This is a genomic window from Ruegeria aquimaris (genome assembly GCF_025751555.1).
Classification (GTDB): domain Bacteria; phylum Pseudomonadota; class Alphaproteobacteria; order Rhodobacterales; family Rhodobacteraceae; genus Ruegeria_B; species Ruegeria_B aquimaris.
This window is the reverse complement of the sequence record NZ_JAOWLB010000001.1, coordinates 510,439-534,920: the sequence shown is the minus strand read 5'-3', so window position 1 is coordinate 534,920 and position 24,482 is coordinate 510,439. Positions and strand designations below refer to the sequence as shown.

Below are 24,482 nucleotides of genomic sequence, written 5' to 3'. Positions count from 1 at the left end.
TGTTCAGGGGCAAAGCGAGGAGCAACCCGCGTGCTGGGAACCGTCTATGCCATCCTGTTCTATGTCGCGACACTGATCCTGCTGATCGGTGTGGTGCGCAAGATCAGGATCTATGCGCGCGTTCCCGCCCCGCTCAAGATACCGACAACCCCCGCGCCGAAAACGCGCGGCGGCGTCGTCCTGCGGGTGTTCCGCGAGGTTGTGTTCTTTGAGAGCCTCTACAAGTCGAACAAGTGGATCTGGCTCTTTGGCTGGGTGTTCCACATGGCCTTGTGGCTGGTTCTGGCGCGGCACCTGCGGTATTTCACGCAACCGGTCTGGGGCTGGGTCGAGATCGTGCAACCCTTTGGCACTTATGCCGGTTTTGCCATGCTGGCCGGTCTGGCCGGGCTTTGGGCGCGGCGCATCCTGGTCGAGCGCATCCGCTATATCTCGAACCCGTCGGATCATCTGATGCTGGCGCTGCTGATGGGCATCGGCGCCTCGGGTGCGATGACGCGCTTTGTTGCCCATACCGATATCGTGGCCGTGAAGGCGTATATGCTGGGGCTGATGCGGTTCCGGGTGGGCGACCTGCCGGCGGACCCGACCCTGCTCGTGCATCTGGGGTTGGTGATCGTGCTGATGATCGTGTTCCCGATCTCGAAGCTCCTGCATGCGCCGGGCGTCTTTTTCAGCCCCAGCCGCAACCAGGTCGACAACCCGCGCGAGGTGCGCCATGTCGCGCCCTGGGCCGCCAAGATGGAGAATTGAGCCATGGCCGACGGCGATACCCAGGTTCCAGAGCTTGCCTTTCCGTTGGATATTCCCTGTCTGAAACGGGGTGCGATGGAGGGGACGAAACCCTTTGTCGCGCAGGCCGAGCATCAGGCGAAGCTAGGCTTTCCCGGCGCGCTGGTGCCGGACTGGAAGGACAAGGCGCTGGCCAAGATGCAGGAGCTGGCCGAGAAGAACCGCGCCTTTCAGGTCTATCTGGATATCTGCGTCAAATGCGGAGCCTGCACCGACAAGTGCCATTATTTTCTGGGCACCGGCGACCCCAAGAACATGCCGGTTGCGCGGCAGGATCTGCTGCGCTCGGTTTACCGGCGCTATTTCACCTTTGCGGGCAAGCATTTTCCCTGGCTGGTGGGCGCGCGCGACCTGACCGAGGATGTGCTGAACGAGTGGTATTCCTATTATCATCAATGCTCGGAATGCCGCCGCTGCTCGGTATTCTGCCCTTATGGGATCGACACGGCCGAGATCACCATGGCGGCGCGCGAAATCCTCGACAGTGTGGGGGTGGGGCAGAAGTATTCCAACGAGATCATCGGCAAGGTCAAGGACATCGGCAATAACCTGGGCCTGAACCCCAAGGCGCTGAGGGCGACGCTGGAGGATCTGGAAGAGGATATCGAGGACGATACCGGTGTCTCGGTGCGCCTGCCGCTGGATGAAAAGGGGGCCGATATCCTGCTGGTCACCCCCTCGGCCGATTTCTTTGCCGAGCCGCATATCGAAGGGCTGATCGGTTATGCCAAGGTGTTCCACGAGGCGGGCGTCAGCTGGACGCTGAGTTCCTATGCCTCCGAGGCCGCCAATTTCGGCCTGTTCATCGGGTCGTATGAGAACATGCGCGAGATCAGCCTGCGTATCCGCAAGGCGGCGCAGGATCTGGGCGTCAAGCGGATCATATTCGGCGAATGCGGCCATGCCTGGCGGGTGGCCTATTCGTTCCTGAACACGCTGGCGGGGCCGTGGGATTTTCTGGACCAATCCTATCCGGTGCCGCAGCACATCCTGGAATTCACCTGGGACGAGATACAGAAGGGCACCCTGAACCTCGATCCCAGCCGGAACGACCATATCCGGCTGACCTATCACGACAGTTGCAACGTCGCCCGCGCGAGCGGCATGGGCGACTATCCCGGCGGCCAGTTCGAGATCCCGCGCAATGTGATCCGCGCGGTTTGCAACAATTTCTTCGACATGGAGCCCGACACGATCCGCGAGGCCACGCTCTGCTGTGGCGGCGGGGGCGGGCTCTTGACCGACGATCTCATGGACCTGCGGATCAAGGGATCGGCGCCGCGCATGAAGGCGCTGCAAAACGTGACCGAGGAACACGGGGTGACCCACATGGCGGCGATATGCGCCATCTGCAAGACGCAGTTCGGAAAGGTCATGCCGAAATACGGATACGAGATGGACGCGATCCTGTCGGTCCACCAGCTGGTGTCGAACGCGATCATCCTGACGGGTCAGGACGGCGAGGACGAGGATGAGGCGGAGGACGCCTGAGACGAGAGAACCGGAGGAGGACAAGATGAAGGACCATGAAGAACAGGCACTGACCTTCCGCCGGTTTGAGGAAGGCGAGACCCCGTCGGACTGGGATCTTGAGGAGAAGATCTTCAACGCCGACCGCTCGTACAAATGCCCGACCTATGTGCACAAGACGCCGCCCTGCCAGGGATCCTGCCCGTCGGGACACGAAATTCGCGGCTGGCTGGCCATTGCGCGTGGCATGGACAAGCCGCCGGTCGAGGGCATGGAATGGCAGGAATACGCCTTTCACCGCATGGCGGCCGCCAACCCGTTTCCGGCGACCATGGGGCGGGTCTGTCCGGCGCCTTGCGAGGCAGGGTGCAACCGCAACGAGGTGGACGATTTTGTCGGGATCAACGCGGTCGAGCAATATGTGGGCGACTGGGCCAATGCCAACGGGGTCAAGCACGTGGCACCCGGGGCGGATACTGGCAAATCCGTCGCGGTGATCGGCGGCGGGCCAGCGGGGTTGTCGGCGGCCTATTTCCTGCGGCTCGACGGGCATGCGGTGACGTTGTTCGAGGCCAATGATAAGCTGGGCGGCATGATGCGTTATGGCATTCCGGGTTACCGGACGCCGCGCGACATGCTGGACACCGAGATCAACCGTATCCTTGATCTGGGCGTCGAAGTGCGGCTGGGCACTCGTGTCGGCACGGATATCGCGATGGAGGAGTTGGAGGCGTCTTATGACGCGATCTTTTGGGCGATGGGGGCGCAATCGGGCCGCCCACTGCCGATCCCCGGCTGGGAGGGGACCGAGAACTGCATCAACGGGATCGAGTTTCTGGACGCGTTCAACCAGGGTTACGTTCTGGGCACCGCACGGCGGGTGGTGGTGGTCGGCGGCGGCGATACCTCGATCGACGTGGCCTCGGTCGCGCGGCGTCTGGGCCATATCACCGCCGATTACCTGCCCGAGCGCAATGATGGCGCGCTCATTGACTTCACCAGCCATGATGTCGCCTCGTCGCTGACGCGCGAGGGGATGCAGGCGACGCTGACCTCTCTGTTTCCGGTCGAGAAGATGACCGCCGCCGAACGCGAACGCGAGGATGCCAAGCGGGAAGGGATCGAGATCAAGGGCGGTGTGATGCCGCTGGAAGTGATCCTGAAGGACGGCAAGGCCGTGGGCCTGCGCATGTGCGAATGCCGGATGAAGGGCAATGTGCCCGAACCGGTCGAAGGCACCGAGTTCGAACTGGAGGCCGATATCATCATCGCGGCCATTGGCCAGATGGGAGACCTGAGCGGGGTCGAGGCGCTGGATAACGGGCGCGGGTTCATCGACATCGCCGGGGGCTATCAGGTCAAGGGGCGGGACAAGCATTTTGCCGGTGGCGACATCGTGCGGCCGCATCTGCTGACCACCGCCATCGGGCAGGGCCGCATCGCGGCCGATGCGATCACCGATTTCCTCGACGATGGCGAGATTGCGCGAAGGCCAAAGGTGGATGTGCATCACTTCAACCTGATGGCGGAACTGCATCAGCGCGGCAAGGATCCGTCGCCTTATGACCACCTGGCCGCGCGCGGCACCAACTCGGCCTCTTATGCGATCCACAATTACGAGGACCGGTCCAGCTCGCAGATCATCCCGCATACCGAGCTGTTCAAGGGGCATTTCAAATATGTCGGGCGCGAGCATCGCGAAGAGATCCACATTGCCGCCGATGCGGTGCTGGGTAACTTCGAAGAGCGCATCGTCGGTCTGACCGAGGCGCAGGCGCAGAAGGAGGGCGAGCGCTGCATGTCCTGCGGCATGTGCTTTGAGTGCGACAATTGCGTGATCTACTGCCCGCAGGACGCGGTGTTCCGGGTCAAGAAATCCGACCGGACCGTCGGGCGCTATGTCGACACCGACTATACCCGCTGTATCGGCTGCCACATCTGCGCCGATGTCTGCCCCACTGGCTATATCAAGATGGGGCTTGGAGAGTGAGAATGCGCGCGTCGCTGCTGATTGCCGGGTTGATCGCGATGCTGGCCTCGGCGGTCTGGGCCGAGGGGCAGGGCGGTCTTGGCCCGGTGATCCCCGAGGCGACGGGCAAGGCGCATCCCGAAGGCAATGATTACATGCGACGCTGGCATATGAGCATGATGCGGCATGATCGCGACGTGACCATGTACGAGGGTAAGCGGGATCAGAACGCCTCGCTCGGCGGGTGTTTCGAGTGCCATGCGGCCAAGGACGAGACCGGCACGCCGGTGACCTATGCGGACGCACGGCATTTCTGCCGGTCTTGCCACGATTTTGTGGCGGTCAGGGTCGATTGCTTTGACTGTCATCGCTCGACGCCCGAAGGGGTCGAGGAACCACCGGCTCATGCGGCATTGGGCGGAGTTCTATCCCCATCACTTGGGGCGGATGTGGGCGCGCTGGTGGCCTATCTCGGGGCGTGGGAGGTGGGGCAATGAGCTGCGGTGCCAAGAAAGATGTCTCGCGTCGGGATTTCCTGCGCAGTGGTGCGGCCCTGGCCACGATGCAGCTTGCCCCCGGCGTGACCCTGATGGCCTTTGGCGGCAGCGAGGCGCAGGCTGCTGCCGATGCCGGCAAACGCTGGGGTCTGTTGATCGACGCGTCGAAATGCGCGCCCGATTGTAATGCCTGCATCACCGCGTGCCAGGACGAGAACGGCTGGAAGGGCAGCGGCAATGCCGAGACCGATGTGCAATGGATCCGCAAGGTCACGCTCAAGGACAAGAGCAGCGGCCGGGAAACCAGCCTGCCGGTGATGTGCCAGCATTGCGAAAGCCCGCCCTGCGTCGATGTCTGCCCGACCGGCGCCTCGTTCAAGCGCAAGGACGGCATCGTGCTGGTCGACAAGCATATCTGTATCGGCTGCCGCTATTGCATGATGGCCTGCCCGTTCAAGGCGCGCTCGTTCGTGCATGAACATGTCACCAACCAGAAGACCCACGCCCCGCGCGGGATCGGAACAGTGGAAAGCTGCACCCTGTGCGTGCACCGCGTCGATGAAGGGCGCATTCCCGCCTGTGTCGAGGCCTGCGAGGCCACCGGTCACGGCGCCATGGTATTCGGCGATCTGCTCGACCCCGAAAGCGAGATATCGCGGCGCCTGGCCGAATACCCCTCGGTTGCCCTGCGCCCTGATCTCGATCTGAATCCGGGCGTGCGGTACAGGGAGATCTGAGCCATGGCGATTGATCGGACGCTTTACAGAGAGGTTCCCGCCACAGGCGCCCTGTGGGGCGCGGGCCTGTTGCTGGCGGCCTTTCTGGTCGCGGGGCTGGCGTCGTTTCTCTATGTCGAGCATCACGGGCATGTGGTGACCGGCATGACCAATCAGGTGGTCTGGGGGATGCCGCATGTCTTTGCCATTTTCCTGATCGTAGCCGCCTCGGGGGCGCTGAACGTGGCGTCGATGGCGAGTGTGTTCGACAAGGTGGCCTACAAGCCCTTGTCGCGGCTTTCCGGCATTCTGGCGATCTCGCTTCTGGCGGGGGGATTGCTGGTTCTGGTGCTGGATCTTGGGCGACCGGACCGGCTGTTGGTGCAGCTCACGCATTTCAATTTCAGCTCGATCTTTACCTGGAATATCCTGCTTTATTCGGGGTTCATCGCTGTGGTGGCGGTCTATCTCTGGGTTCAGATGGACCGGACCGTGCACCCGAAATGGACCAAGCCGGCGGGCGTTCTTGCCTTTGTCTGGCGGCTGGCGCTGACGACCGGCACCGGGTCGATCTTTGGCTGGCTGGTGGCGCGGCCGGGATATGACGCGGCGATCATGGCGCCCCTGTTCATCGCCATGTCCTTTGCGCTGGGGCTGGCGGTCTATGTTCTGGTGCTTCAGGCGCTGTGCGCGCTCAGCGGGCGCGCTCTTGGACCCGAACGTGTGAGTGGCATGATCCGGTTGCTTGGCCTCTTTGTCGCAGCGGTTCTGTATTTCACGGCGGTGCAGCACCTGACCAATCTTTACGCGATGGAGCACAAGGGGTTCGAGCGCTTCATCCTGATGGATGGCGGGGTTTATACCACGCTGTTCTGGGGCGTTCAGGTGCTGCTGGGCGGGCTGGTGCCGCTGGCGATGATCTATGCGGGCAAGGCGAGCCGTCCGGTCATGCCGACACTGGTGTCGGCGCTGGTGATCCTGGGGGGGCTTGCGCAGATCTATGTCATCGTCATCGGCGGACAGGTCTATCCAATGGAATTGTTTCCCGGATATTCGGTGTCGTCGGACTTCTTCGATGGCGCGATCGCGGCTTACACACCCAGCCTGCCAGAAATCCTGTTAGGTCTGGGGGGCGTGGCATTTGCGCTGGTCGCAACGGGGGTGGGGGCCAAGGTTCTGCGGGTCCTGCCCTCGAACCTGTCCGATAGCAACCCGGTAACCAAGGGTTGATGCCATGTTGCTGGACCCGATGACGCCACATCCGTTTTCCCGGTTCGTCGCCATTCTGGGCCGGGGCAAGACCAAGCAACGGCATCTGACCTATGACGAGGCGCTGGATGCCATGCGGATGATCCTGGATCAGCAGGTCTTGCCCGAGCAGATCGGGGCGTTTCTGATGCTGTTGCGGCTGAAGGAAGAAGCGCCCGAGGAAATCGCCGGTTTTGCCAAGGCGGCGCGCGAGCGGCTGGACCTGCCGGACAGTATTCCCCGGATCGATCTCGACTGGTCCTCTTACGCGGGCAAGCGCATCCAGTTGCCGTGGTTCGTGCTGTCGGTCATGACGCTGGTCAGTCAGGGCACCCGCGTGGTGATGCACGGAACCGAGGGGCATACACCCGGCCGGGTCTATACGCGCGGGGTGATCGAGTTGCTGGGCATGCCGGTGGCCTCCAGCCTGAGCGAGGCCGCGACCCAGGTCGAGACGCGCGGCTTCACCTATATCCCGCTTGAGGTGATGAGCCCCGTCCTGCGCCACCTGATCGAACTGCGCCCGGTCTTCGGGCTGCGCTCGCCGGTGCATTCCTTTGCCCGGATGATCAACCCGTTCAACGCGCCGGTGATGATGCAGGGGATTTTCCATCGCGGTTTCATGGATATTCATTCGGGCGCGGCCCGGGTTCTGGGCCAGCCGAATGCGGCGGTGTTCCGGGGCGAGGGGGGCGAGATCGAGCGGCGGCCGAACAAGCCGACGCAGGTCTGGACCACGCATGGGGCGGACGAACCGAGTGTCGAAACCTGGCCCGCGCTCTTGGACGATGCGCATCAGCCCGCTGACGCGCAAATGGAGCCGGAGCGCCTGTTGGCCGTCTGGCGCGGCGAGGAGACGGACGCTTATGCCGAGGCGTCGATCACCGGCACGCTGGCGGTGGCGTTGCGCACTATGGGCCGAGCCGGGTCGATGGCCGAGGCCGAAGACGCCGCCACCCGGATGTGGCAGGCCCGGGACCGGGCATTCCTGGGGGTGCGGCGATGAGTGTGCCCCGCCTCATGATCTCGGCGGCACACAAGTCGTCGGGCAAGTCGGTTGTGTCCTCGGGGCTGGCTGCGGCGTTGTCGCTGCGTGGCCAGACGGTTTCGGTGTTCAAGAAGGGGCCCGACTATATCGACCCGATGTGGCTGTCGCGCGCGGCGGGGCGCGCGGCCTACAACCTTGATTTCAACACCATGTCCCGGGCCGAGATCCTGCGGCTCTTCGCCCGGAAATCGGCGGGCAGCGACCTGGGGCTGATCGAGGCCAACAAGGGGCTGTTCGACGGGCTGGACCCGGGGGGGCAGGACTGCAACGCGGCGCTCGCGCATCTGCTGGGGGCGCCGGTCGTGCTGGTCATAGACGCACGGGGAATGACCCGGGGCATCGCCCCCTTGTTGCAGGGTTATGTCCATTTCGATCCTGACCTGCAAATCGCCGGTGTCATCCTGAACCGGACCGGCGGCACCCGGCATGAGCGCAAGTTGCGGCAGGCCATCGAGGACTATACCGATCTGGACGTGCTGGGGGCGATCCGGGAAACGCCGGAACTGGATATCTCGGAACGTCATCTGGGCCTGACAACCCCAGCGGAATGCCCGGGCGTAGAGGCATTCCTGGAAAGCGCCGCGCGGATCGTGGCCAGCTCGGTCGATCTGAACCGGATCTGTGCATGTGCTGGAGAGGCCCGGGAGCTGTCGGTCCCGGAGAGCGGACCCAAAACACATAGCCGCGCCGGTCCGGGGCTGCGCATCGGGATCGCGCGCGATGCGGCGTTTGGTTTCTACTATCCCGATGATCTTGAGGCGTTCGAGGCAGAGGGGGCCACGCTTGTGGCCATCGACATGCTGCGCGATGCCCAGTTGCCGGATGTCGATGGTCTCTTCCTTGGCGGTGGTTTCCCGGAAACGCAGATGTCCGGGCTTTCGGCGAATGTCTCGATGCGCAACGCGGTCAGATCGGCACTGGAGCGTGGCTTGCCCGCTTATGCGGAATGCGGCGGGCTGATGTACCTGTGCCGGTCCATCAACTGGCAAGGTGAAAGCAGGCCAATGGTAGGGTTCTTTGACGTCGACGCCGTCATGCAAGCGCGCCCGCAGGGCAGGGGATATGTGCGGTTCTCCGCCACGCGCAATGCGTTGTGGTCGGCGGGTGAGGGAGAAACGAAGGCACACGAGTTTCATTATGCCAGTCTGGAAAACCTGGGGCCCGCCCCATTCGCGCGGCATGTCTTGCGCGGGCGGGGCATTGATGGCGCCCATGACGGGCTGGTCAAGGCGAACACGACGGCCGGATTCATCCACCTGCGCAACGCGTCCGCCGCCCCTTGGGTCAGCCGGTTTCTCGGCTTCGTCGAAGCCTGCCGCCAGACGCAAAACCCCGCGCCATGGGCGCGGGGCTCGGCCTGATTACGAAGCGCTCAGGCGCGCTTGATCTCGAAGCGATAGATGTCGCCTTCGCTGCTGGAACTCATCAGCTCGTTGCCGGTCTGCTTGCAGAAGGCCGCAAAATCGGCAACCGATCCCGGATCGGTCGCGCGCACTTCCAGGATCTGTCCGGCGCTCATGCCTTTCAGGGCCTTCTTTGCCTTGATGATCGGCAGGGGGCAGTTCAGCCCCTCGGCGTTAAGTGTCTGGTCTGCCAAATGATTTCCTCCCATTTGAAGTGCAGTCTTGTCAGATGAACAGGTTGATGTCCGAGCGAAGGGCCTTTTCCATGTAGGTCGCCGCGCCGCCGATCTCCATTTCGTCGATCATGTCCTTGCGGTCATACTCGAACAGGTCGAGCGTCATCTGGCAGCCGATCATCTTGACCTCGGATTCGATCGCTGCCTCGCGCAGTTCCTCGATCGAGGCGACGCCTTTCTTCTTGATCAGGTTCTTCATCATCTTGCCGGCCGCAGCCCCCACACCGGGCACCATGCCCATCATGTTCGGCATCGGCATGTGCATTCCCATCATCGGCATTTCCATCGCCGGGTTGCCCAGAGTGGTGAACTTCAGGTTAAGATCCTTTTTCAGCAGGGTCAGGCCGTAGAAAGTAAAGAACATGGTGACCTCGACATCCATCGCCGCTGCGGTCGTGCCCAGGATGAACGGAGGATAGGCCCAGTCCAGCGATCCCTTGGTAACGATGATTGACATGCTCTTCGCATTGTCCAGGTTTTGTGTGTCGAGCATGCGATCCTCCCTAATCCCGCTGCCAGACACAGAGTATCATTCAGATAGCTGAATGTATATATTTTAGTGCAAGCGGAGGGGTTTTCCGCTCGGTACAAACTGTAGGCTTCTATGGCTCGGACCCCTGCCCAGAAAGCTCTGCCAAACGCAGGCGCATTCGGGCCGTCGTCACTCTGTCTTCGGGCAAGACTCGCTACTGGGCGGATGCCGTGTTGTTCCGGCATACTGGACATGGGTACAACTGACTACCAGTAACTGCTAAAGCGAGAAACGGATGTGTCCGAGTGGCAGCGTCTAAGTCGTTGATATTGTGTGGAGGCGAGTACCGGAATCGAACCGGTGTACACGGATTTGCAATCCGCTGCGTCACCACTCCGCCAACTCGCCTTTCCAAGTAAAATCAATTACTTGCTGTGGTGTGGGGCGGGTTCTACCAGCTTTCCGGATCGTCGTCCAGATGGCAATCACAAAATCCGTGTCAAATTCACAGATGGACCGCGCTGCGGTGCCGCGGGCTTTTGGGCAATGGGACGTTGCCGCTGGCCTGCCATTGTGGCAAAAGCCGGGTAAGTAATCTGCTAGTGAGCTGCAAAATGACCGAATTCGCCGATCGCCGCCGCATGATGGTTGATACCCAGGTCCGCCCATCGGATGTCACCAAGTTTCCGATCATTCAGGCGATGCTGACGGTTCCACGGGAAAACTTTGTGCCGGATGCGCAGCGCGAAGCCGCTTATGCGGATGTGATGGTCGATCTCGGCGAGGGGCGGTATCAGCTTGAGCCCCGCACGCTGGCCAAGATGCTGGATGCGGCGAATATCGGGCGCACGGAGGTGGTGCTCGATATCGGGTCCGGGATGGGATATTCTGCGGCGGTTGCGGCGCGCATGGCCGAGTTGGTCGTTGCGGTTGAAGAAGAAGGCGCCATGGCGGAGGAGGCGCAGACGCTGCTGATGGATGCGGGCGCGGATAATGCGATTGTTCACACCGGTCCCCTGGCGGAGGGCGCGGCAGAGCATGGACCCTATGACGTGATCCTGATCCAGGGCGGGGTGGACATCATACCGCAGGCGCTGCTCGACCAGCTCAAGGATGGCGGTCGTATTGTGGCGGTGTTCACCGAGGGCGCCGTGGGCGTGGTCCGCCTGGGCCGCAAGGCAGGCAATCAGGTGTCCTGGCGGCTTGTCTTCAATGCCACCGCACCGGTGCTGCCCGGTTTTGAACGGGCGCCGGTATTTGCACTTTAGTTCTGTGCCTGAGGTGACGTGTGTCCTTGCCTTTTCTCCGGACACGGTCATTCTCGGGCCAGGCGGAAACGGAATATTGAGGGAGACAGGGCAATGCTGAGATTGGTGTCGGGGCGCGTGGCGAGAGTGGCCGCGTTGGCTGCGGGCGTCGCTGTGCTGGCCTTGGGTCCGCGGGCCGCTGCGGCGGATAACATCGCGGATGCCCTGATCGGCGCCTATAACACGAGCGGGCTCTTGGAACAGAACCGCGCCTTGCTGCGTGCCGCGGACGAAGATGTTGCCATTGCCCTGTCGACGCTGCGCCCGATCATTGATTGGACGGCGCGGGTTCAGAGCAACTACACCAAGGCCGGCAATGCCCTTGTCTCGTCGACAAGCCATCCCGACACGTTCTTTACCGGTCTCGAACTGACGCAACTCATTTACGATGGCGGCGCTTCGGTCCTGGGGAAACATGCCGCGCAGGAAACGGTGCTGTCGACACGGCAGGCTTTGCTCCAGGTCGAGCAGCAGGTGCTGTTTCGCGCGGTGACCGCGTATCTGAACGTGCTGTTGCAGGAAGAGACCGTTTCGATCCGCCAGAACAACGTGAACCTGCTGGGCGAGGAGCTTCGCGCCTCGCAAGACCGGTTCGAGGTGGGAGAAGTCACCCGGACCGACGTTGCCCTGTCCGAATCCCGACTGGCCAATGCGCGGGCAAACCTGGCCGATGCCAACGGGGCACTGACGACGGCGCATGCCGAATACATCAACGCGGTCGGGCATCATCCGGGCCGCACCACCGGGCAACCGTCGCTTCCTGGCCTGCCGAGGTCCGAGGACGACGCCGCGGCCTTGGCGCTGCGCAACCATCCGTCGCTCCTGTCGGCACAGCATCAGGTGCGCGCATTGGATCTGGCTGTCGACCGGCAGCGCGCAGCGCTGGGACCGACGGTGCGGTTCAATGCCGAAATCGGCTTTACCGACGATTTTGGCGGCACCGATTTCTCTGATACGGCGGCGGCGCGCATCATCTATTCGCAGCCGGTTTACGCCGGGGGGCGCCTGGCGTCGCAGATCCGCCGGGCAATGGCGCAAAGGGACGCGTCGCGGGCCAATCTGCTGAATGTGCAGCGGGATGTGACACAGGATGTCAGCGATGCCTATGTGCGGTTCCAGACCGCCAACGCCAGCCTGAACGCATCAAACGAGCGGGTCCGCGCCGCGCAGGTCGCCTTTGACGGTATCCGCGAAGAGGCAACCCTGGGTGCGCGAACCACATTGGATGTGCTGACCGCTGAACAGGATCTGCTGGATGCGAAACTGTCCGAGGTTTCAGCGCGCACCGAGCGTTCTCTGGCGGCCTATCAATTGCTGGTGGCGCAGGGCTTGTTGACGGCGGAGCGACTGGGGCTGGCAGTGCAGATCTATGATCCGACGCTCTATTACAATCTGGTCAAGAGCGCGCCGTCTGCGATCTCGAAGCAAAGCCGCGATCTGGACCGTGTTCTGGAAGCCCTCGGCAAGAAGTGACAAATCGTGTCATCTGTTGTCGGATCGGCGGATATTCGCTAGACTTGCGGACGAGGCCAAGAGTGGTAGCAACAGATGTCTGACCCTGCAAAGTCCGTAGAGATCGAGGATGTCCTGTCTTCGATCCGAAGATTGGTAAGCGAAGAGGGCCGTTCCGAGGCGCGCTCCAAGGGGGCTGCGACGCGGCCGGGGAAGCTGGTGCTGACCCCTGCCTTGCGGGTCGCCGACCCGTCTGGCGCTGGCACCGCCGCAGACGAGCCTGATCAGGACATCGACCCTGTGCGCGAGGCGGACGAGGCGTCCGCACCATGGACCGATCCCGATGCAACGCTGTTTTCGGCGGCTCAGGCGGCGGGCCAGCCGGTCATCGAAACGGATGAGTTTGTGGAAGCGGAAGATGTTCCCGAGCCGGAAACGCTTGCCGAAGAGGACGTGCAGGAGGTCGACCCGGAGTTGGACGCCGACGAGCCGTTGAGCGCCCGGATCGAAGTTCTGGAGGCCGTGATTGCCGAGACAGAGGACGAATGGGAACCCGATGGGGTGAGCCAGGATGCCTATTCCGGGACGCGGGGCGAGACGATGGAATGGCAGGACCATTTGGCCGGGACCGAAGAGGAAACAGCCCAGGACCAGCCTTCGGACACGGATGCCGAAGCGGTGTTTTCTCATCATGGAGATGATCCTGAGATCGAGGACGAGATCGAAGACGAACGCGCGATCCTGTCGCCGGACGAGGGCTATCTCGACGAGGAGAGCTTGCGGGAGCTTGTTGCCGATATCGTGCGCGAAGAGCTTCAGGGCGCTTTGGGAGAGAGGATCACCCGCAATGTGCGCAAGCTGGTGCGCCGCGAAATTCATCGCGCGCTGACAGCGCAAGAGTTTGAGTAATCAGGCCCGGCGCGGCGTTTCGGAAAGTTCCAGCAACAGGTCAAGGTCCAGATGGGCCTCGATATGATCTGCCAGTGCCTCCAGCACCTGTTCGACCCCGTCTTCGTAGCCAACCAGCGCTTCGTGACCGAATTCCGCCAGATAGCGCGCGCGGAACGCGTCCGATGTGAACACCCCGTGCAGATAGCTGCCGCGAATCCGCCCATCCGGCGAAGCTGCTCCTTCGGGTCGCCCGTCGATCTCCAGCCACGCGCGCGCGCAGTCGGGGCCTGAGGTCCGGCCGATATGGATCTCGTATCCGGTGACCGGCTCGCCGCCGGGGAGGGCCGTCGCATGGCGCAGGGTGACCTGTTTTTCATCGGTCATGACGGTTTCGACATCCAGCAGGCCAAGACCGTCGACCTTGCCCGGGTGCCCTTCGATCCCGTCGGGGTCGTCGATGCTGCGACCCAGCATCTGATATCCACCGCAAAGCCCCAGCACATGGCCGCCGCGCCGCATATGGGCGTAGAGGTCGATGTCCCAGCCCTGGGCGCGGAAATAGGCGAGATCGCCGATGGTGGACTTGCTGCCGGGCAGCAGAACCAGATTGGCATCGCCGGGCAGGGGGCGGCCCGCCGGGATGATTTCCACGGTGACTCCGGGTTCGGCGGACAGAGGATCGAGATCGTCGAAATTCGCCATGCGCTCCAGCTGGGGCACGACCACCTTGAAGGTTCCGCCCGTGCTGGAACGGATATCCATCATATCCTCGGCCGGCAGGCGCCAGGCATCGTCGAACCACGGCACCACGCCCAGACAGGGCCAGCCGGTGCGCCGGGCGATATCATCGCGGCCTTCGTCGAAGAGCGAGATGTCGCCCTTGAAGCGATTGACGGCAAAGGCGCGGATCTGTGCCAGATCGCCCGGTTCCAGAACAGCCTGTGTTCCCACGATCTGGGCAATCACCCCACCGCGATGAATGTCGCCAACCAGGACCACAGGCACACCGGCGGCACAGGCAAAGCCCATATTGGCTATGTCGCCTGCCCGCAGGTTGGTTTCCGCCGGGCTGCCCGCGCCTTCGACCAGCACCAGATCGGCGTCGCCGCACAGCCGTTCGAAACTTTCCAGAGCTTTTTCCAGCAGATGCGCCTTGTTCTTGCGGTAATCGCCCGCGCGCATGGTGCCTGCGCGCTTGCCCTGTACGATGATCTGCGCGCCGGTGTCGGTTTCAGGCTTCAGCAGGATCGGGTTCATGTCGGTATGCGGGACGCGTCGCGCCGCCCGTGCTTGCAGCGCCTGGGCGCGGCCGATCTCTCCGCCGTCTTCGGTGGCGGCGGCATTGTTCGACATGTTCTGCGGTTTGAACGGCGCCACGCGCAGCCCGCGCCGCACAAAGGCCCGCGCCAGGCCCGCCACCAGCATCGACTTGCCGACATTGCTGCCGGTTCCCTGAATCATGATCGCGCGAACCATGCGTGCTCCCGTTATCCGTCGCTGTCAGATGATCCGAAAACCGGGGTCGAGGCCAGCCCGCCTGCGGCATTCGGTATCCGCTTGCCGTCATGCACCCAAGGCAACAAAAAAACGCGCCCCCCACGGAGCGCGCGTTTTGTCGAAAGCCTTGATACGTCAGGCGGCTTCGGCCTGCGCGGCGTTGCGGCGCTCGCTCTCTTCGCGCGACAACGCGACAGAGGTACGGACCCCGCGTCCCACGAATTCCATCAACCCGCGCACGACGCGTTCGTTCGGGTCGATACCGGCACAGCTCAGCACCTCGCGCCCATCGCGCGAGCGGGCCCAGCGGGCGATCTGTTCGGGGCCATTGCCATACTTCTTGTCGTCGGCGATGGCGTCATCCAGCGCGGCCAACACAACGGCCGCAAACAGTTTCCTGGCACGGTTGCCTTGCTCGTTGTTGTAGGCGGTGCCGTCAACGAAATCTTTCATCTCGTCTTCCTTGTTGTTCTTGCTCTTGCAATTTTCGGCGTAGCGTTGCTTATGACTGATCGGACTCGATTCGGGTACCCCAATAATGCATAGATGAATTGCACATTTTGCATAACTGCTGCGTTTGCAGCACTAGGTTTCGTTGTCTTGCCAGGGATCGTCCCGCCAGATATAGGGGCGCAAATGGGTGCATCAACCGTCGTGTGAAGGAAATATGTCATGCCCAAGATCAACGGAAACGAAATCCGCCCCGGCAATGTTCTGGAGCACAATGGCGGCCTGTGGGCGGCCGTGAAGGTCGACCATGTGAAGCCCGGAAAGGGCGGCGCCTTTGCCCAGGTCGAACTGCGCAACCTGCGCAACGGGTCAAAGCTGAACGAGCGGTTCCGCTCGGCAGACAAGGTCGAGCGCGTGCGCCTGGAGCAGAAGGATCAGCAATTCCTCTATGAAACCGATGGGATGCTGGTGTTCATGGATGCGGAAACCTATGAACAGATCGAGCTGCCCGCCGAACTGCTGGGCGAGCGCCGCCCCTTCTTGCAGGACGGCATGACCATCCTGGTCGAGTTCCACGAAAGCGAGGCGCTGAACGCGACGCTGCCGCAGAAGGTGACCTGCAAGATCGTCGAGACCGAGCCGGTGGTCAAAGGCCAGACCGCGGCCAACTCGTTCAAGCCGGCATTGCTGGACAATGGGGTCAAGGTGATGGTGCCACCGTTCATCGGGCCGGACGAAATGATCGTCGTGAACACCGAGACGATGGAATACTCGGAACGCGCATAACGTTGCGTCACAGGGCCGCCCGCCGGGCGGCCTTTTTCGATTTACCTTCCCCTGACCTTATCGGATCAGGTCGCGCAGCAGTTCGAACTTGATTCTGTTGGCGCTGACCTGGCGGTAGAATGCGATCAGAAAGGCGGTTGGCCCCTGAATGCGGCCCAAGCCGCTGACCGCCGCGACCACGGTGCCAACGTCGGTGCGGTCATGCAGAACCAGCCAGCCGCCAAGCATCAGGATAGCAACCGTTCCCGCGCCATTGATGGCGCTGAGCACGAACTTGGTCGACAGTTTCCACAGGAACATGTTGCGGCGGGTGTCGTAAATCTCGTCGAACTTGGCTTCGACCCCGGCTACTTCGTCGGTGATGTCCTGCTTGCTCAACTGCTCGCTCGCAGCGCGCAGCAGTTTCACACGCAGGGCGACATAACGGTTCACCTTGCGTTGCGATAGCAGGACGATGGCGATCTGCGGCAGGATCATGCCCGCCGCGATCAGGCCCAATCCGGGCTGGGTGGAGGAGATATAGCCGATCACGCTGATCAGGGTGCCGATCTGCACCACGGGGTCGGAAAAGGCCCCACCGGCGAACTTGCCCAACTCTTCCGCCTCGGCAGTGACGGCGGTGGTCAGGGTACCCTGACCAAGGTCGCTGCTTTGCGCCGAGGCGCGTTCAACCAGCCTTTTGCGGATCAGGCGGATGACATGTTCGCCCAGCGTACCCGAGAGAAACCCCATCAGGAACTTCAGCAGCAGGCTGAGTAGGATAACGGCGCCCATCCCGGCACCCAGCAGGAACAACTGGCCAATGTCGATTGAGGCTTCGGTCAGGTGGTTGACGATGTCCCGTTGAAATTCCAGCGGGGCGGCGGCTAGGGCGGCAATGGCAAGCGATAGCACGATCAGCACCACTTGACGGCGCGCACTGACCCGCCAGATCGCGGCGTATAGCTGAAACATCCCCGGTCCCCTGATCGTTTGGGGAAATCTGCCGCGCCGCGCCGGAAAGATCAATCAGTCCATGCGCACGCGCGCTGCGCCTGCCTGCAACGCTCCACCGGCACGATCAAAGCGGAGATAGGCGATTGCATGATCGCCGGATCGGGTGTGCAGGGTGCCGACTGTCTTGCCGTCTGCGGTGATCTCGGTGCCGGGGGCTGCGGAGCCCTCGATTGTGACTTTTGCAAGCCCCTTGCGCAATTCTGTCTTGTGCTTCATGCGGGCGGTGACCTCCTGCCCGACATAACACCCTTTGCGAAAGTCGACGCCATTCAGCGCCTCGAACCCGGCTTCGAGGATATAGCTGTCCCCGGTCAGTTCGATCCCGGTTTCGGGAATGCAATGGGCCACCCGGATCGCATCCCAGTCGCTGCCGTCGTCGCTCTCTGCGGCCTGGACATACGCGCGCCAGCCCAGCGCGGGATGGCGTGGGTCGGGCAAAGAGCCTTCGGGTGCCGGGCCGGTCCCGCGTTGCAGGTGCAGGTCGCTGTCACCGATGGTCACATCCGCCCGCAACTTGTACATGGACAGGCGTTTGACCAGCCCGTCCGCCAATGGCTCTGCCACATCCAGCAGGATCGACGCGCCGTCCCGTTTCAGAAAGAAATCGGCCAGATACTTGCCCTGAGGGCTCAGAATCGCCGCATAGACCAGCCCCTGATCCAGTTTGCGTATGTCGTTGGTGACCAACCCCTGAAGAAAATCTTCGGTGTCGGCCCCGCTCAGCCGCAGGATGCGTCGGGTGGGCATGTCTTGGTCCTCGTCATCGCCGTCAGACCCGTGATATAGGAGAACGCGCCCACCTGACCAGAGGCCAGAGGAACCAGACCTTGTCCGCCAAGCTCAGCATCGTGATCCCGACCCTTGCGGCCGAGGCGATCCTGCCACGGGTCTTTGCGGCCCTGATGGAGGGGCTGCCCAATGGTTTGATCCGAGAGGTGATCGTGACCGATGGCGGGTCCGATGACCGCACCCTTGATATCGCCGAGGCGGCGGGCGCCATCGTGCTGCAAGGGTCGCCATCGCGCGGCGGGCAGCTCAGGCGCGGCTGCGCCGTGGCGCGGGGCGAGTGGATCTTGATCCTGCATGCTGACACGGTGCTGGATACAGGATGGTCCGAGGTGGTATCGGATCACATCGCCAGCAGCGACAGGGCGGCGGTGTTTCGACTGGCATTTGCCGCGCGGGGCCTTGGCCCTGCCTGGGTCGCGGGCTGGGCCAACCTGCGGACACGTCTTCTTGGGCTGCCCTATGGCGATCAGGGTCTCTTGGTCCGCAGCGAGGACTATGAGGCCGCAGGCGGGTATCCTGACCAGCCCTTGATGGAAGATGTGCATCTGGTGCGCGCGCTGCCTGCCGCCCCTGTGCTGCTCCCGTCCCGTGCCGTTACCGGGGCCGAACGGTACAGGCGGGACGGATGGTTTGGCCGCGGGGCGCGCAATTTGTGGACGCTGCTCAGGTATTTCGCAGGTGTCTCGCCCGAGCGGCTGGCGCGCGCCTACAGGCGATAGGGGACGGTCCGGTTTGGTACGCGAAGAAGAAGAAGCAGGTTCATGACAGGCTTACCCGATCTGACACCGCCCGGCGACGATCCGGAACGGAAGGCATGGCTCCGCCTCTTCGAGGCTGATCCCGACGCGGTGATCGCCTGCCCGTCCTGCGATACGCTGCATTTGGCAGAGACGATCGCGCCGGGGCAGGTCGCGCGCTGCAAGCGTTGCCATTTCACCCTGATCGCCCCGCGACGGGATACGTTGAACCGGACCCTGGCGCTGGCGCTCACCTCGGCGATCCTGATGGTGGCCATGCTCAGTTTTCCCTTTCTGACCCTGACCCGGCAGGGGCTGTCCAACGAGGTGTCGATTCTTGGCATGATCGGCGGTCTTGCGCATGGCTGGTACATGTTGCTGGCCATCCTCGTCGCGATGTTCGTGGTCGGTGTGCCGATGCTGCGCGCGGCTGCCTTGATCTATGTGGTCTGGGGGCTGCGCCAGAACCGCCCGCCGCGCGCCGCACGCGAGGTGTTCCGCCTGGCCGAGGCGATGGCGCCCTGGGCCATGACCGAGGTCTTTCTGATCGGGACCGGGGTTGCCCTGGTCAAGGTGGCCGGACTGGCGCGTGTGGGCTTTGAGGAGGCATTCTGGATCTTTTGCGTGATGGTGCTTGTGCTGGCGCTCAAGAATGCCTCGGTCTGTCGCTGGACGATCTGGACCATGATCCGGGAGCGGCAGGAATGATGCGCGCCTCGGACATCGGCTGGATCGGCTGCCACAATTGCGGAGCCGTGCATTCTCGGGGGGCGCAGGTGTGTCGCACGTGTGGTTCGGCCCTGCATCAGCGTTTGCCCAACAGCATGCAGAAGCTTTGGGCCTGGTTGGTCACGGGCATCTTTTTCCTGATCCCCGCCAATCTCTACCCGCTCCTGAGCAACGAGATTTTTGGCCATGAAGAGGGCCACACGATCCTTGAAGGGATCCTTCTCTTTGCCCAGTCCGGGGATTACCTGGTCGCCGGAGTGATCTTCCTTGCCAGCTTTGTCATCCCGTTTTTCAAGGTTGCGGTGATCGCGACGCTGGCCCTTTCGATACAGCATGGCTGGCAGCTGTCCCCAAGGCTGCGGCACGTGCTTTACGAGTTTGTCGAGTTCATCGGGCGCTGGTCCATGATTGACGTGTTTGTTGTGGCATTGCTGACCGGTCTGGTGCATCTGGGGGCAATCTTGGCGTTTCTGCCGGGGGCTGGGGCGATCTGTTTCGCCTTGTCTGTGATCTGTACAATGCTCTCGGCGCAGGCTCTTGACGCCAAATTGATCTGGGACGGTGTAACGAATGAATGACGACATGGAACTTGCCCGTCCCGAGGTGGAAACCAGCCGGGCGCGCGGCTGGCGCGGCCTTTCGCTGGTCTGGCTTGTGCCTGTCGCCGCGGTTGCGGGCGCGTTGGGGCTGGCCTGGCAGAACTACGCCAACCGCGATGTCCCGATCCGCATCGCCTTTGCCGATGCGACCGGGATCGAACCCGGCAAGACCGAGATACGCTATCGCGAGGTCGGCGTCGGTACGGTGCGTTCGCTGCAATTCAGCGACGACCTCAGCCAGGTCGTGGCGCATGCCGAGATCAACCGTGACCTGGCCCGCTATCTTGACGACGAAACACGGTTCTGGCTGGTGACGGCGCGGGTCGGGCCGGGCGGTATCAGCGGGCTGAACACACTATTGTCCGGGTCCTATATCGCTGCGGACTGGGATGCGAAGTCCGGTAACCCGTCCAGGGATTTTGTCGCCGAGCGGGTTTCGCCCGTCGTGCCGCCCGGTACCAAGGGGCGTGCCGTGGTGCTGGTGGCACCCGATAGCGGCTCGATCTCGGTCGGGGCCCCGATCCTGCACAAAGGTGTGCAGATGGGCAAGGTGGCCGCGGTCCGGTTCGACCCGCTCAGCGGCTCGGTGCTGATCAGTGGCTTTATCGAGGCACCTTATGACAAGATGATCACCTCGGGCACACGGTTCTGGAACGTGTCCGGGATCGGGCTTGAACTGGGCGAGGGGGGCGTTCAGCTGAAGGTGGACAGCCTGGCGTCGCTGTTGCAGGGCGGGATCGCCTTTGACACGCCGATCTCGGGTGGCCAGGTGATGGGGCGTCGGCCGGTCTTCGACCTTTATCCCAACGAGGAATCCGCGCGCGACAGCCTGTTGGGGGACTCGCTCCAGGCAACGGTCGAGATCATGTCGAGTTTCGAGGGGTCCGTGCGCGGGCTGAAGGTCGGCTCCGAGGTGCTGTTTCGCGGCGTCAAGGTCGGGCAGGTCAAGCATATGACCGCCCAGGTCGAAGAAGTTGAAGGTAAGTCTCCGGAAATCCGGATGCAGGTCCTGTATACCGTCGAGCCCTCGCGCCTGGGGTTGCACGATGTACAGACCGCCGAGGATACCCTGTCGTTGCTCTCGACCATGGTGGAACGCGGCGGGTTGCGGGCACGGCTGATGCCGGCCTCGCTGTTCTCGGGCGGGTTGGTGGTACAGCTTGTCGAGGATGATCAGGCCGAAGCCGCGGTCATCGACTCGCAGTCGGCACCATTCCCGATCATGCCCTCGCTGCCGACGCCGCCGGACACGCTGGCTGTCGCGTCGCAGAACGTGCTGGACCGGGTCGCCGCCCTGCCGGTCGAAGAGCTAATGCAGCGGGCGATCACCTTGCTCGACAACGTGAACTCTATTGTTGCCGATGGCGATACCCGCGCCTTGCCAGCCGATATCCGCAGCGTTTTGGGCAACGTGAACTCAGTGGCCGGGTCGGAAAGCCTGCGGTCGCTGCCGGACGATCTGCGCCAGACGATTGCCGCGATCAACGGGGTCCTGGACCGGTTTGCCCAGGACGAAGGGGCGCAAAAACTGGTCGCAGCGCTGGAAGAGGTACGAACGGCCGCCGCCTATGTTTCCGAGTTCAGTGCCGAACTGCCAGGTCTGGTGTCCAGCATCGACCGGCTGGTGGCCAAGGCCGATGCCCTGCCGCTGGAGGACGTCGTGGCCTCGGCTGGCAATGTCCTGCAAACAGCCAATGCATTCCTTGAAAAAGAGGACGTAACCCGTGTGCCTGCCGCGCTTTCTTCTGCGTTGGAGCAAGCTGAGAAGACCCTGGCCTCGATCGACATGACGGTGGGTTCGGTCAACGAAACAATTGGCAGGTTCGAGGAGCAGCAGGTGTCCCAGACCCTGATCGACGCATTGAACGACGTGCGCGCCGCCGCCGCCAATGTCGAGGACGCCAGCGCCGGTTTGCCGTCGCTGGTGGAGGATATCGACAGGCTGGTGGCAACGGCGAATGACTTGCCGCTGGGTGATGTGGTGGCCTCGGTCGATCAGGTGATGCAATCGGCGGACGCCTTCCTGCGCAACGAGGATATGGAAAAGGTGCCTGGCGCCCTGTCGGGCGCGTTGGAGCAGGTGCAGCAGGTCTTGGCCGAGTTGCAGGCTGGCGGTGCGGTCGAGAACCTGAACCAGACCCTGGAAACCGCAAGTTCAGCCGCCGAGTCCGTGGCTTTGGCGGTCAAGGATCTGCCTGAGCTTGCCCAGCGGCTGGACGATCTGGCCGACAGCGCCGAAGCGACCATCGGGGCCTATGGGCCGGGCTCTCCGGTCAATCGCGAGGTGCAGGCCGCCATCGGCGATCTGCGCGCCACGGTCCGGTCGCTGAATGCGTTGGTCGAGGCCATCCGGCGCAAGCCCAATTCCCTATTGGTAGGACGTTGACCTATGAAAAAGCTGTTTTCCGTTGCACTGATTGCACTTGCGGCCTGTGGTGCACCCGAGGAGCGTTATCTTTTGCCGGAAATCACCGGTGTCGATACCTATCGGACAGGGGTGCGCACGGTACAGGTCGCCCGGATGGATCTGCCTGCCTATGTCAGCGACAGCGAGATCACGCTGCTGGGCGATGACGGCGTGTTGCGACCGACCAAGGCGGGGTTCTGGGCCGATGAGCCCGAACGGGCCATGAGCGAGATGCTGGCGGCTGGCCTGGATCAGGCCCTCAGCGCCTCGGTCGCCGCAGATCCGTGGCCGTTCGAGACCCCCGCCGATGTTCAGGTGGCGGTCAAGGTGCATCGGCTGTCCGGCGTTCCCGGGCAGAGCCTGGTCTTTTCCGGGCAGTATTTCCTGACCTCTCCGGCCCATGGGAACTTGGAAAAAGCCTATCGGTACTCCTATGCCGTACCGATGACCGAGCCCACGATACAGGCTATGGCCCAGGCCCAGACCGAGGCGATGCGGCAGCTGGTAAACGATATCGCCCGACGGATTGCGAGAGGGTGATTCTCTTTGGTATCAAATGGATAGAGGATCTGGCTAACGCAACTCTATGATTGACTTCCCAAGCCTGAAGGGCGCGGCAAAACTGACAAGGCAAAGCGCCAGGATTTGCAGAACCAGGATATGGGCATTGGCCTTGAGGTATTCCCATTCCGACTTCAGCTTGCCGATCTGTTCGATCAGATCGTCATAGGCGTCGGCCAGAATTTGAAAATCTCCTGCAATTGCAGGGACTTTGCGCCGCATGTTCTGCAAGGCGGCCTGTGTCGGTGCGTCCAGGGCGGTGAATACCAGGAATTCGCTGACGTCGAACGCGTCCACTTTTTCGGTCATGCCGCGCATGTCGTCGGACGCGGAACCGATGCCGCCAAAGAGGAAATGCAGGTTGGCCAGGGGGGCGACCTCGTTTGTGATCTCAATAAAGAGCGGCAGCTCGGAATTGCTGGCCGTTGAGGCGGACAGAAACTCCACTTTGTTACATAGTTCTTTAATATCAGCATCATATGCTGGGTCGCAAAAGCGCAACCTGAAGCGTGCGGCGTCGCGGTCGAAGGCAGTTGTGGCGGCGTAGGCGATGTCGATCTGGCGGTCCAGGCGGGAATGGTCCGATTTGTACAATCCCGCCAGCACCGCAACCAGCGCCCCCAAACCGCCCAGGACAACCCAGACGAGGTCTGCGAGCTTCCAGGCCTTGTGCCCTGCGGGCTTGTGCAGCAAGAGCCAGCCGGTTCCGACGCAGCCGGTCAGGAAACAGACGAGGATCAGGGGTAACTGGTTGTCGGCAATGAAAATCATTCCGCGACGTTAGGGGCTTTGCCCGTGGTCGGGCAAGAGGCCAAACCGTCTTGTGATAGGACGCCGGTCGGATAGACTTGGACCCGGGGATGGAGGGAGAATGCGGGTGCTTCAGCGTATCGCGACCTTTGGCGTCATTGTTTTTATGTCTGTAAATCAGGGGCTTGCGCAGCTTCTTCTGATTGATATCGACCTGTCCGAGCAGCGGATGCAGGTGCTGGACAGTGGGGCGGTGACGCATGACTGGCCGGTCTCCACGGCGCGGCCGGGCAAGTGTACGCCCACCGGGACCTTTACCCCTTACCTCCTCAAGCGCGAGCACTACTCGACCCTTTACGACGGTGCGCCGATGCCGTTTTCCATATTCTTTTCAGGGAATTATGCCATTCACGGCACGACGCAGACCGACCGGTTGGGCACGCCCGCTTCGGCCGGGTGCGTGCGGTTGGATCCGGAAAATGCGGAAGTGCTGTTCAACCGGGTGCGCGAGCTGGGCAAGGAAGAGACGCGGGTGGTGATCCACGAATGACGGGGTTTTGTACGGCAAATTGACCGTTTTGTACCCGCGCTGGCACCCCGATTGACCGTTTTGTACGCCGGTTACCCGTCCCCGGAATGGCAAACGGGGCGGGTGTGACCCCGCCCCGCGTCCAGTGGCA

General features: G+C 62.5%; 25 protein-coding genes and 1 tRNA gene. 18 read left to right on the top strand and 8 right to left on the bottom strand.

What is annotated here, in order from left to right; genetic code table 11:
• The first annotated feature begins 30 nt into the window (after window positions 1-30).
• From OE747_RS02705 to OE747_RS02670, 8 genes are read left to right on the top strand one after another with little or no spacing between them, the layout of a single operon-like run.
• Window positions 31-753, top strand: a complete 723-nt coding sequence (locus OE747_RS02705; protein ID WP_263827056.1) for a respiratory nitrate reductase subunit gamma — start codon at window positions 31-33, stop codon at window positions 751-753.
• A 3-nt stretch (window positions 754-756) separates the two neighbouring features.
• A complete protein-coding gene (gene dsrK, locus OE747_RS02700; protein WP_263827055.1) occupies window positions 757-2,283 on the top strand; it encodes a sulfate reduction electron transfer complex DsrMKJOP subunit DsrK in 1,527 nt (508 codons plus the stop codon).
• A 25-nt stretch (window positions 2,284-2,308) separates the two neighbouring features.
• The gene (locus tag OE747_RS02695; protein WP_263827054.1) at window positions 2,309-4,252 is read left to right on the top strand and encodes an NAD(P)-binding protein; all 1,944 of its coding nucleotides are present in this window, start codon (window positions 2,309-2,311) and stop codon (window positions 4,250-4,252) included.
• 2 nt (window positions 4,253-4,254) lie between these two features.
• Complete coding sequence (locus tag OE747_RS02690; RefSeq protein ID WP_263827053.1) at window positions 4,255-4,728, top strand: hypothetical protein; 474 nt, start codon at window positions 4,255-4,257, stop codon at window positions 4,726-4,728.
• Entirely contained in the window at window positions 4,725-5,465 is a 741-nt protein-coding gene (gene dsrO, locus OE747_RS02685; RefSeq protein ID WP_263827052.1) for a sulfate reduction electron transfer complex DsrMKJOP subunit DsrO, read from the top strand. The genes OE747_RS02690 and dsrO overlap by 4 nt, the downstream gene beginning before the upstream one ends.
• A 3-nt stretch (window positions 5,466-5,468) precedes the next feature.
• Window positions 5,469-6,674: an NrfD/PsrC family molybdoenzyme membrane anchor subunit gene (nrfD, locus tag OE747_RS02680; RefSeq protein WP_263827051.1), complete on the top strand. Its 1,206-nt coding sequence runs from the start codon at window positions 5,469-5,471 to the stop codon at window positions 6,672-6,674.
• Window positions 6,675-6,678: 4 nt separating this feature from the next.
• A complete protein-coding gene (locus tag OE747_RS02675; RefSeq protein WP_263827050.1) occupies window positions 6,679-7,698 on the top strand; it encodes a glycosyl transferase family protein in 1,020 nt (339 codons plus the stop codon).
• Window positions 7,695-9,101: a cobyrinate a,c-diamide synthase gene (locus OE747_RS02670; RefSeq protein ID WP_263827049.1), complete on the top strand. Its 1,407-nt coding sequence runs from the start codon at window positions 7,695-7,697 to the stop codon at window positions 9,099-9,101. The genes OE747_RS02675 and OE747_RS02670 overlap by 4 nt, the downstream gene beginning before the upstream one ends.
• 11 nt (window positions 9,102-9,112) lie before the next feature.
• Here the strand turns inward: OE747_RS02670 and OE747_RS02665 are convergent, their stop codons facing one another.
• The 3 genes from OE747_RS02665 to OE747_RS02655 form a co-directional block, all read right to left on the bottom strand.
• The gene (locus OE747_RS02665; RefSeq protein WP_245706439.1) at window positions 9,113-9,337 is read right to left on the bottom strand and encodes a sulfurtransferase TusA family protein; all 225 of its coding nucleotides are present in this window, start codon (window positions 9,335-9,337) and stop codon (window positions 9,113-9,115) included.
• A gap of 31 nt (window positions 9,338-9,368) precedes the next feature.
• Window positions 9,369-9,836 (bottom strand): DsrE/DsrF/DrsH-like family protein, encoded by a 468-nt coding sequence (locus OE747_RS02660; protein ID WP_263827048.1) that lies wholly within the window; start codon window positions 9,834-9,836, stop codon window positions 9,369-9,371.
• A 349-nt stretch (window positions 9,837-10,185) separates the two neighbouring features.
• A tRNA-Cys gene (locus OE747_RS02655) sits at window positions 10,186-10,259 on the bottom strand.
• A 206-nt stretch (window positions 10,260-10,465) separates the two neighbouring features.
• On the opposite strand from OE747_RS02655, the gene OE747_RS02650 reads away from it, so the two are divergent.
• From OE747_RS02650 to OE747_RS02640, 3 genes are all read left to right on the top strand, one after another.
• Entirely contained in the window at window positions 10,466-11,119 is a 654-nt protein-coding gene (locus OE747_RS02650; RefSeq protein ID WP_263827047.1) for a protein-L-isoaspartate O-methyltransferase family protein, read from the top strand.
• A 93-nt stretch (window positions 11,120-11,212) separates the two neighbouring features.
• Window positions 11,213-12,631, top strand: coding sequence for a TolC family outer membrane protein (locus OE747_RS02645; RefSeq protein WP_263827046.1), 1,419 nt, complete (start codon window positions 11,213-11,215; stop codon window positions 12,629-12,631).
• A 75-nt stretch (window positions 12,632-12,706) separates the two neighbouring features.
• Window positions 12,707-13,519 carry a hypothetical protein gene (locus OE747_RS02640; RefSeq protein ID WP_263827045.1) on the top strand — a complete coding sequence of 271 codons (813 nt, stop codon included), beginning with the start codon at window positions 12,707-12,709 and terminating at the stop codon, window positions 13,517-13,519.
• Here OE747_RS02640 and OE747_RS02635 read toward each other — a convergent pair whose 3' ends face one another.
• Window positions 13,520-14,977, bottom strand: a complete 1,458-nt coding sequence (locus OE747_RS02635) for a cobyric acid synthase (RefSeq protein WP_263827044.1) — start codon at window positions 14,975-14,977, stop codon at window positions 13,520-13,522. It abuts the gene before it with no gap.
• Window positions 14,978-15,133: 156 nt separating this feature from the next.
• Window positions 15,134-15,451 (bottom strand): DUF6280 family protein, encoded by a 318-nt coding sequence (locus OE747_RS02630; protein ID WP_093030065.1) that lies wholly within the window; start codon window positions 15,449-15,451, stop codon window positions 15,134-15,136.
• A 219-nt stretch (window positions 15,452-15,670) separates the two neighbouring features.
• On the opposite strand from OE747_RS02630, the gene efp reads away from it, so the two are divergent.
• Complete coding sequence (efp, locus tag OE747_RS02625) at window positions 15,671-16,234, top strand: elongation factor P (RefSeq protein WP_263827043.1); 564 nt, start codon at window positions 15,671-15,673, stop codon at window positions 16,232-16,234.
• A gap of 57 nt (window positions 16,235-16,291) precedes the next feature.
• On the opposite strand, the gene OE747_RS02620 is transcribed toward efp, so the two are convergent.
• A complete protein-coding gene (locus OE747_RS02620) occupies window positions 16,292-17,188 on the bottom strand; it encodes an ABC transporter transmembrane domain-containing protein (protein WP_263827042.1) in 897 nt (298 codons plus the stop codon).
• 54 nt (window positions 17,189-17,242) lie between these two features.
• The gene (gene ygfZ, locus OE747_RS02615; RefSeq protein ID WP_263827041.1) at window positions 17,243-17,977 is read right to left on the bottom strand and encodes a CAF17-like 4Fe-4S cluster assembly/insertion protein YgfZ; all 735 of its coding nucleotides are present in this window, start codon (window positions 17,975-17,977) and stop codon (window positions 17,243-17,245) included.
• Window positions 17,978-18,057: 80 nt separating this feature from the next.
• Between ygfZ and OE747_RS02610 the strand changes: the two genes are divergently transcribed.
• The 5 genes from OE747_RS02610 (at window position 18,058) to OE747_RS02590 (ending at window position 23,031) form a co-directional block, all read left to right on the top strand.
• On the top strand, window positions 18,058-18,738 hold the full coding sequence (locus OE747_RS02610) for a TIGR04283 family arsenosugar biosynthesis glycosyltransferase (protein ID WP_263827040.1): 681 nt from the start codon (window positions 18,058-18,060) through the stop codon (window positions 18,736-18,738).
• 42 nt (window positions 18,739-18,780) lie between these two features.
• Window positions 18,781-19,464 carry a paraquat-inducible protein A gene (locus tag OE747_RS02605; protein WP_263827039.1) on the top strand — a complete coding sequence of 228 codons (684 nt, stop codon included), beginning with the start codon at window positions 18,781-18,783 and terminating at the stop codon, window positions 19,462-19,464.
• 116 nt (window positions 19,465-19,580) lie between these two features.
• A complete protein-coding gene (locus OE747_RS02600; RefSeq protein ID WP_263827038.1) occupies window positions 19,581-20,063 on the top strand; it encodes a paraquat-inducible protein A in 483 nt (160 codons plus the stop codon).
• Entirely contained in the window at window positions 20,056-22,470 is a 2,415-nt protein-coding gene (locus OE747_RS02595) for an MlaD family protein (RefSeq protein ID WP_263827037.1), read from the top strand. The genes OE747_RS02600 and OE747_RS02595 overlap by 8 nt, the downstream gene beginning before the upstream one ends.
• 3 nt (window positions 22,471-22,473) lie before the next feature.
• The gene (locus OE747_RS02590; RefSeq protein ID WP_263827036.1) at window positions 22,474-23,031 is read left to right on the top strand and encodes a PqiC family protein; all 558 of its coding nucleotides are present in this window, start codon (window positions 22,474-22,476) and stop codon (window positions 23,029-23,031) included.
• A gap of 33 nt (window positions 23,032-23,064) precedes the next feature.
• Here the strand turns inward: OE747_RS02590 and OE747_RS02585 are convergent, their stop codons facing one another.
• The gene (locus OE747_RS02585) at window positions 23,065-23,823 is read right to left on the bottom strand and encodes a hypothetical protein (RefSeq protein WP_263827035.1); all 759 of its coding nucleotides are present in this window, start codon (window positions 23,821-23,823) and stop codon (window positions 23,065-23,067) included.
• Window positions 23,824-23,923: 100 nt separating this feature from the next.
• On the opposite strand from OE747_RS02585, the gene OE747_RS02580 reads away from it, so the two are divergent.
• Window positions 23,924-24,352 (top strand): L,D-transpeptidase, encoded by a 429-nt coding sequence (locus OE747_RS02580; protein ID WP_263827034.1) that lies wholly within the window; start codon window positions 23,924-23,926, stop codon window positions 24,350-24,352.
• Window positions 24,353-24,482 lie beyond the last annotated feature (130 nt).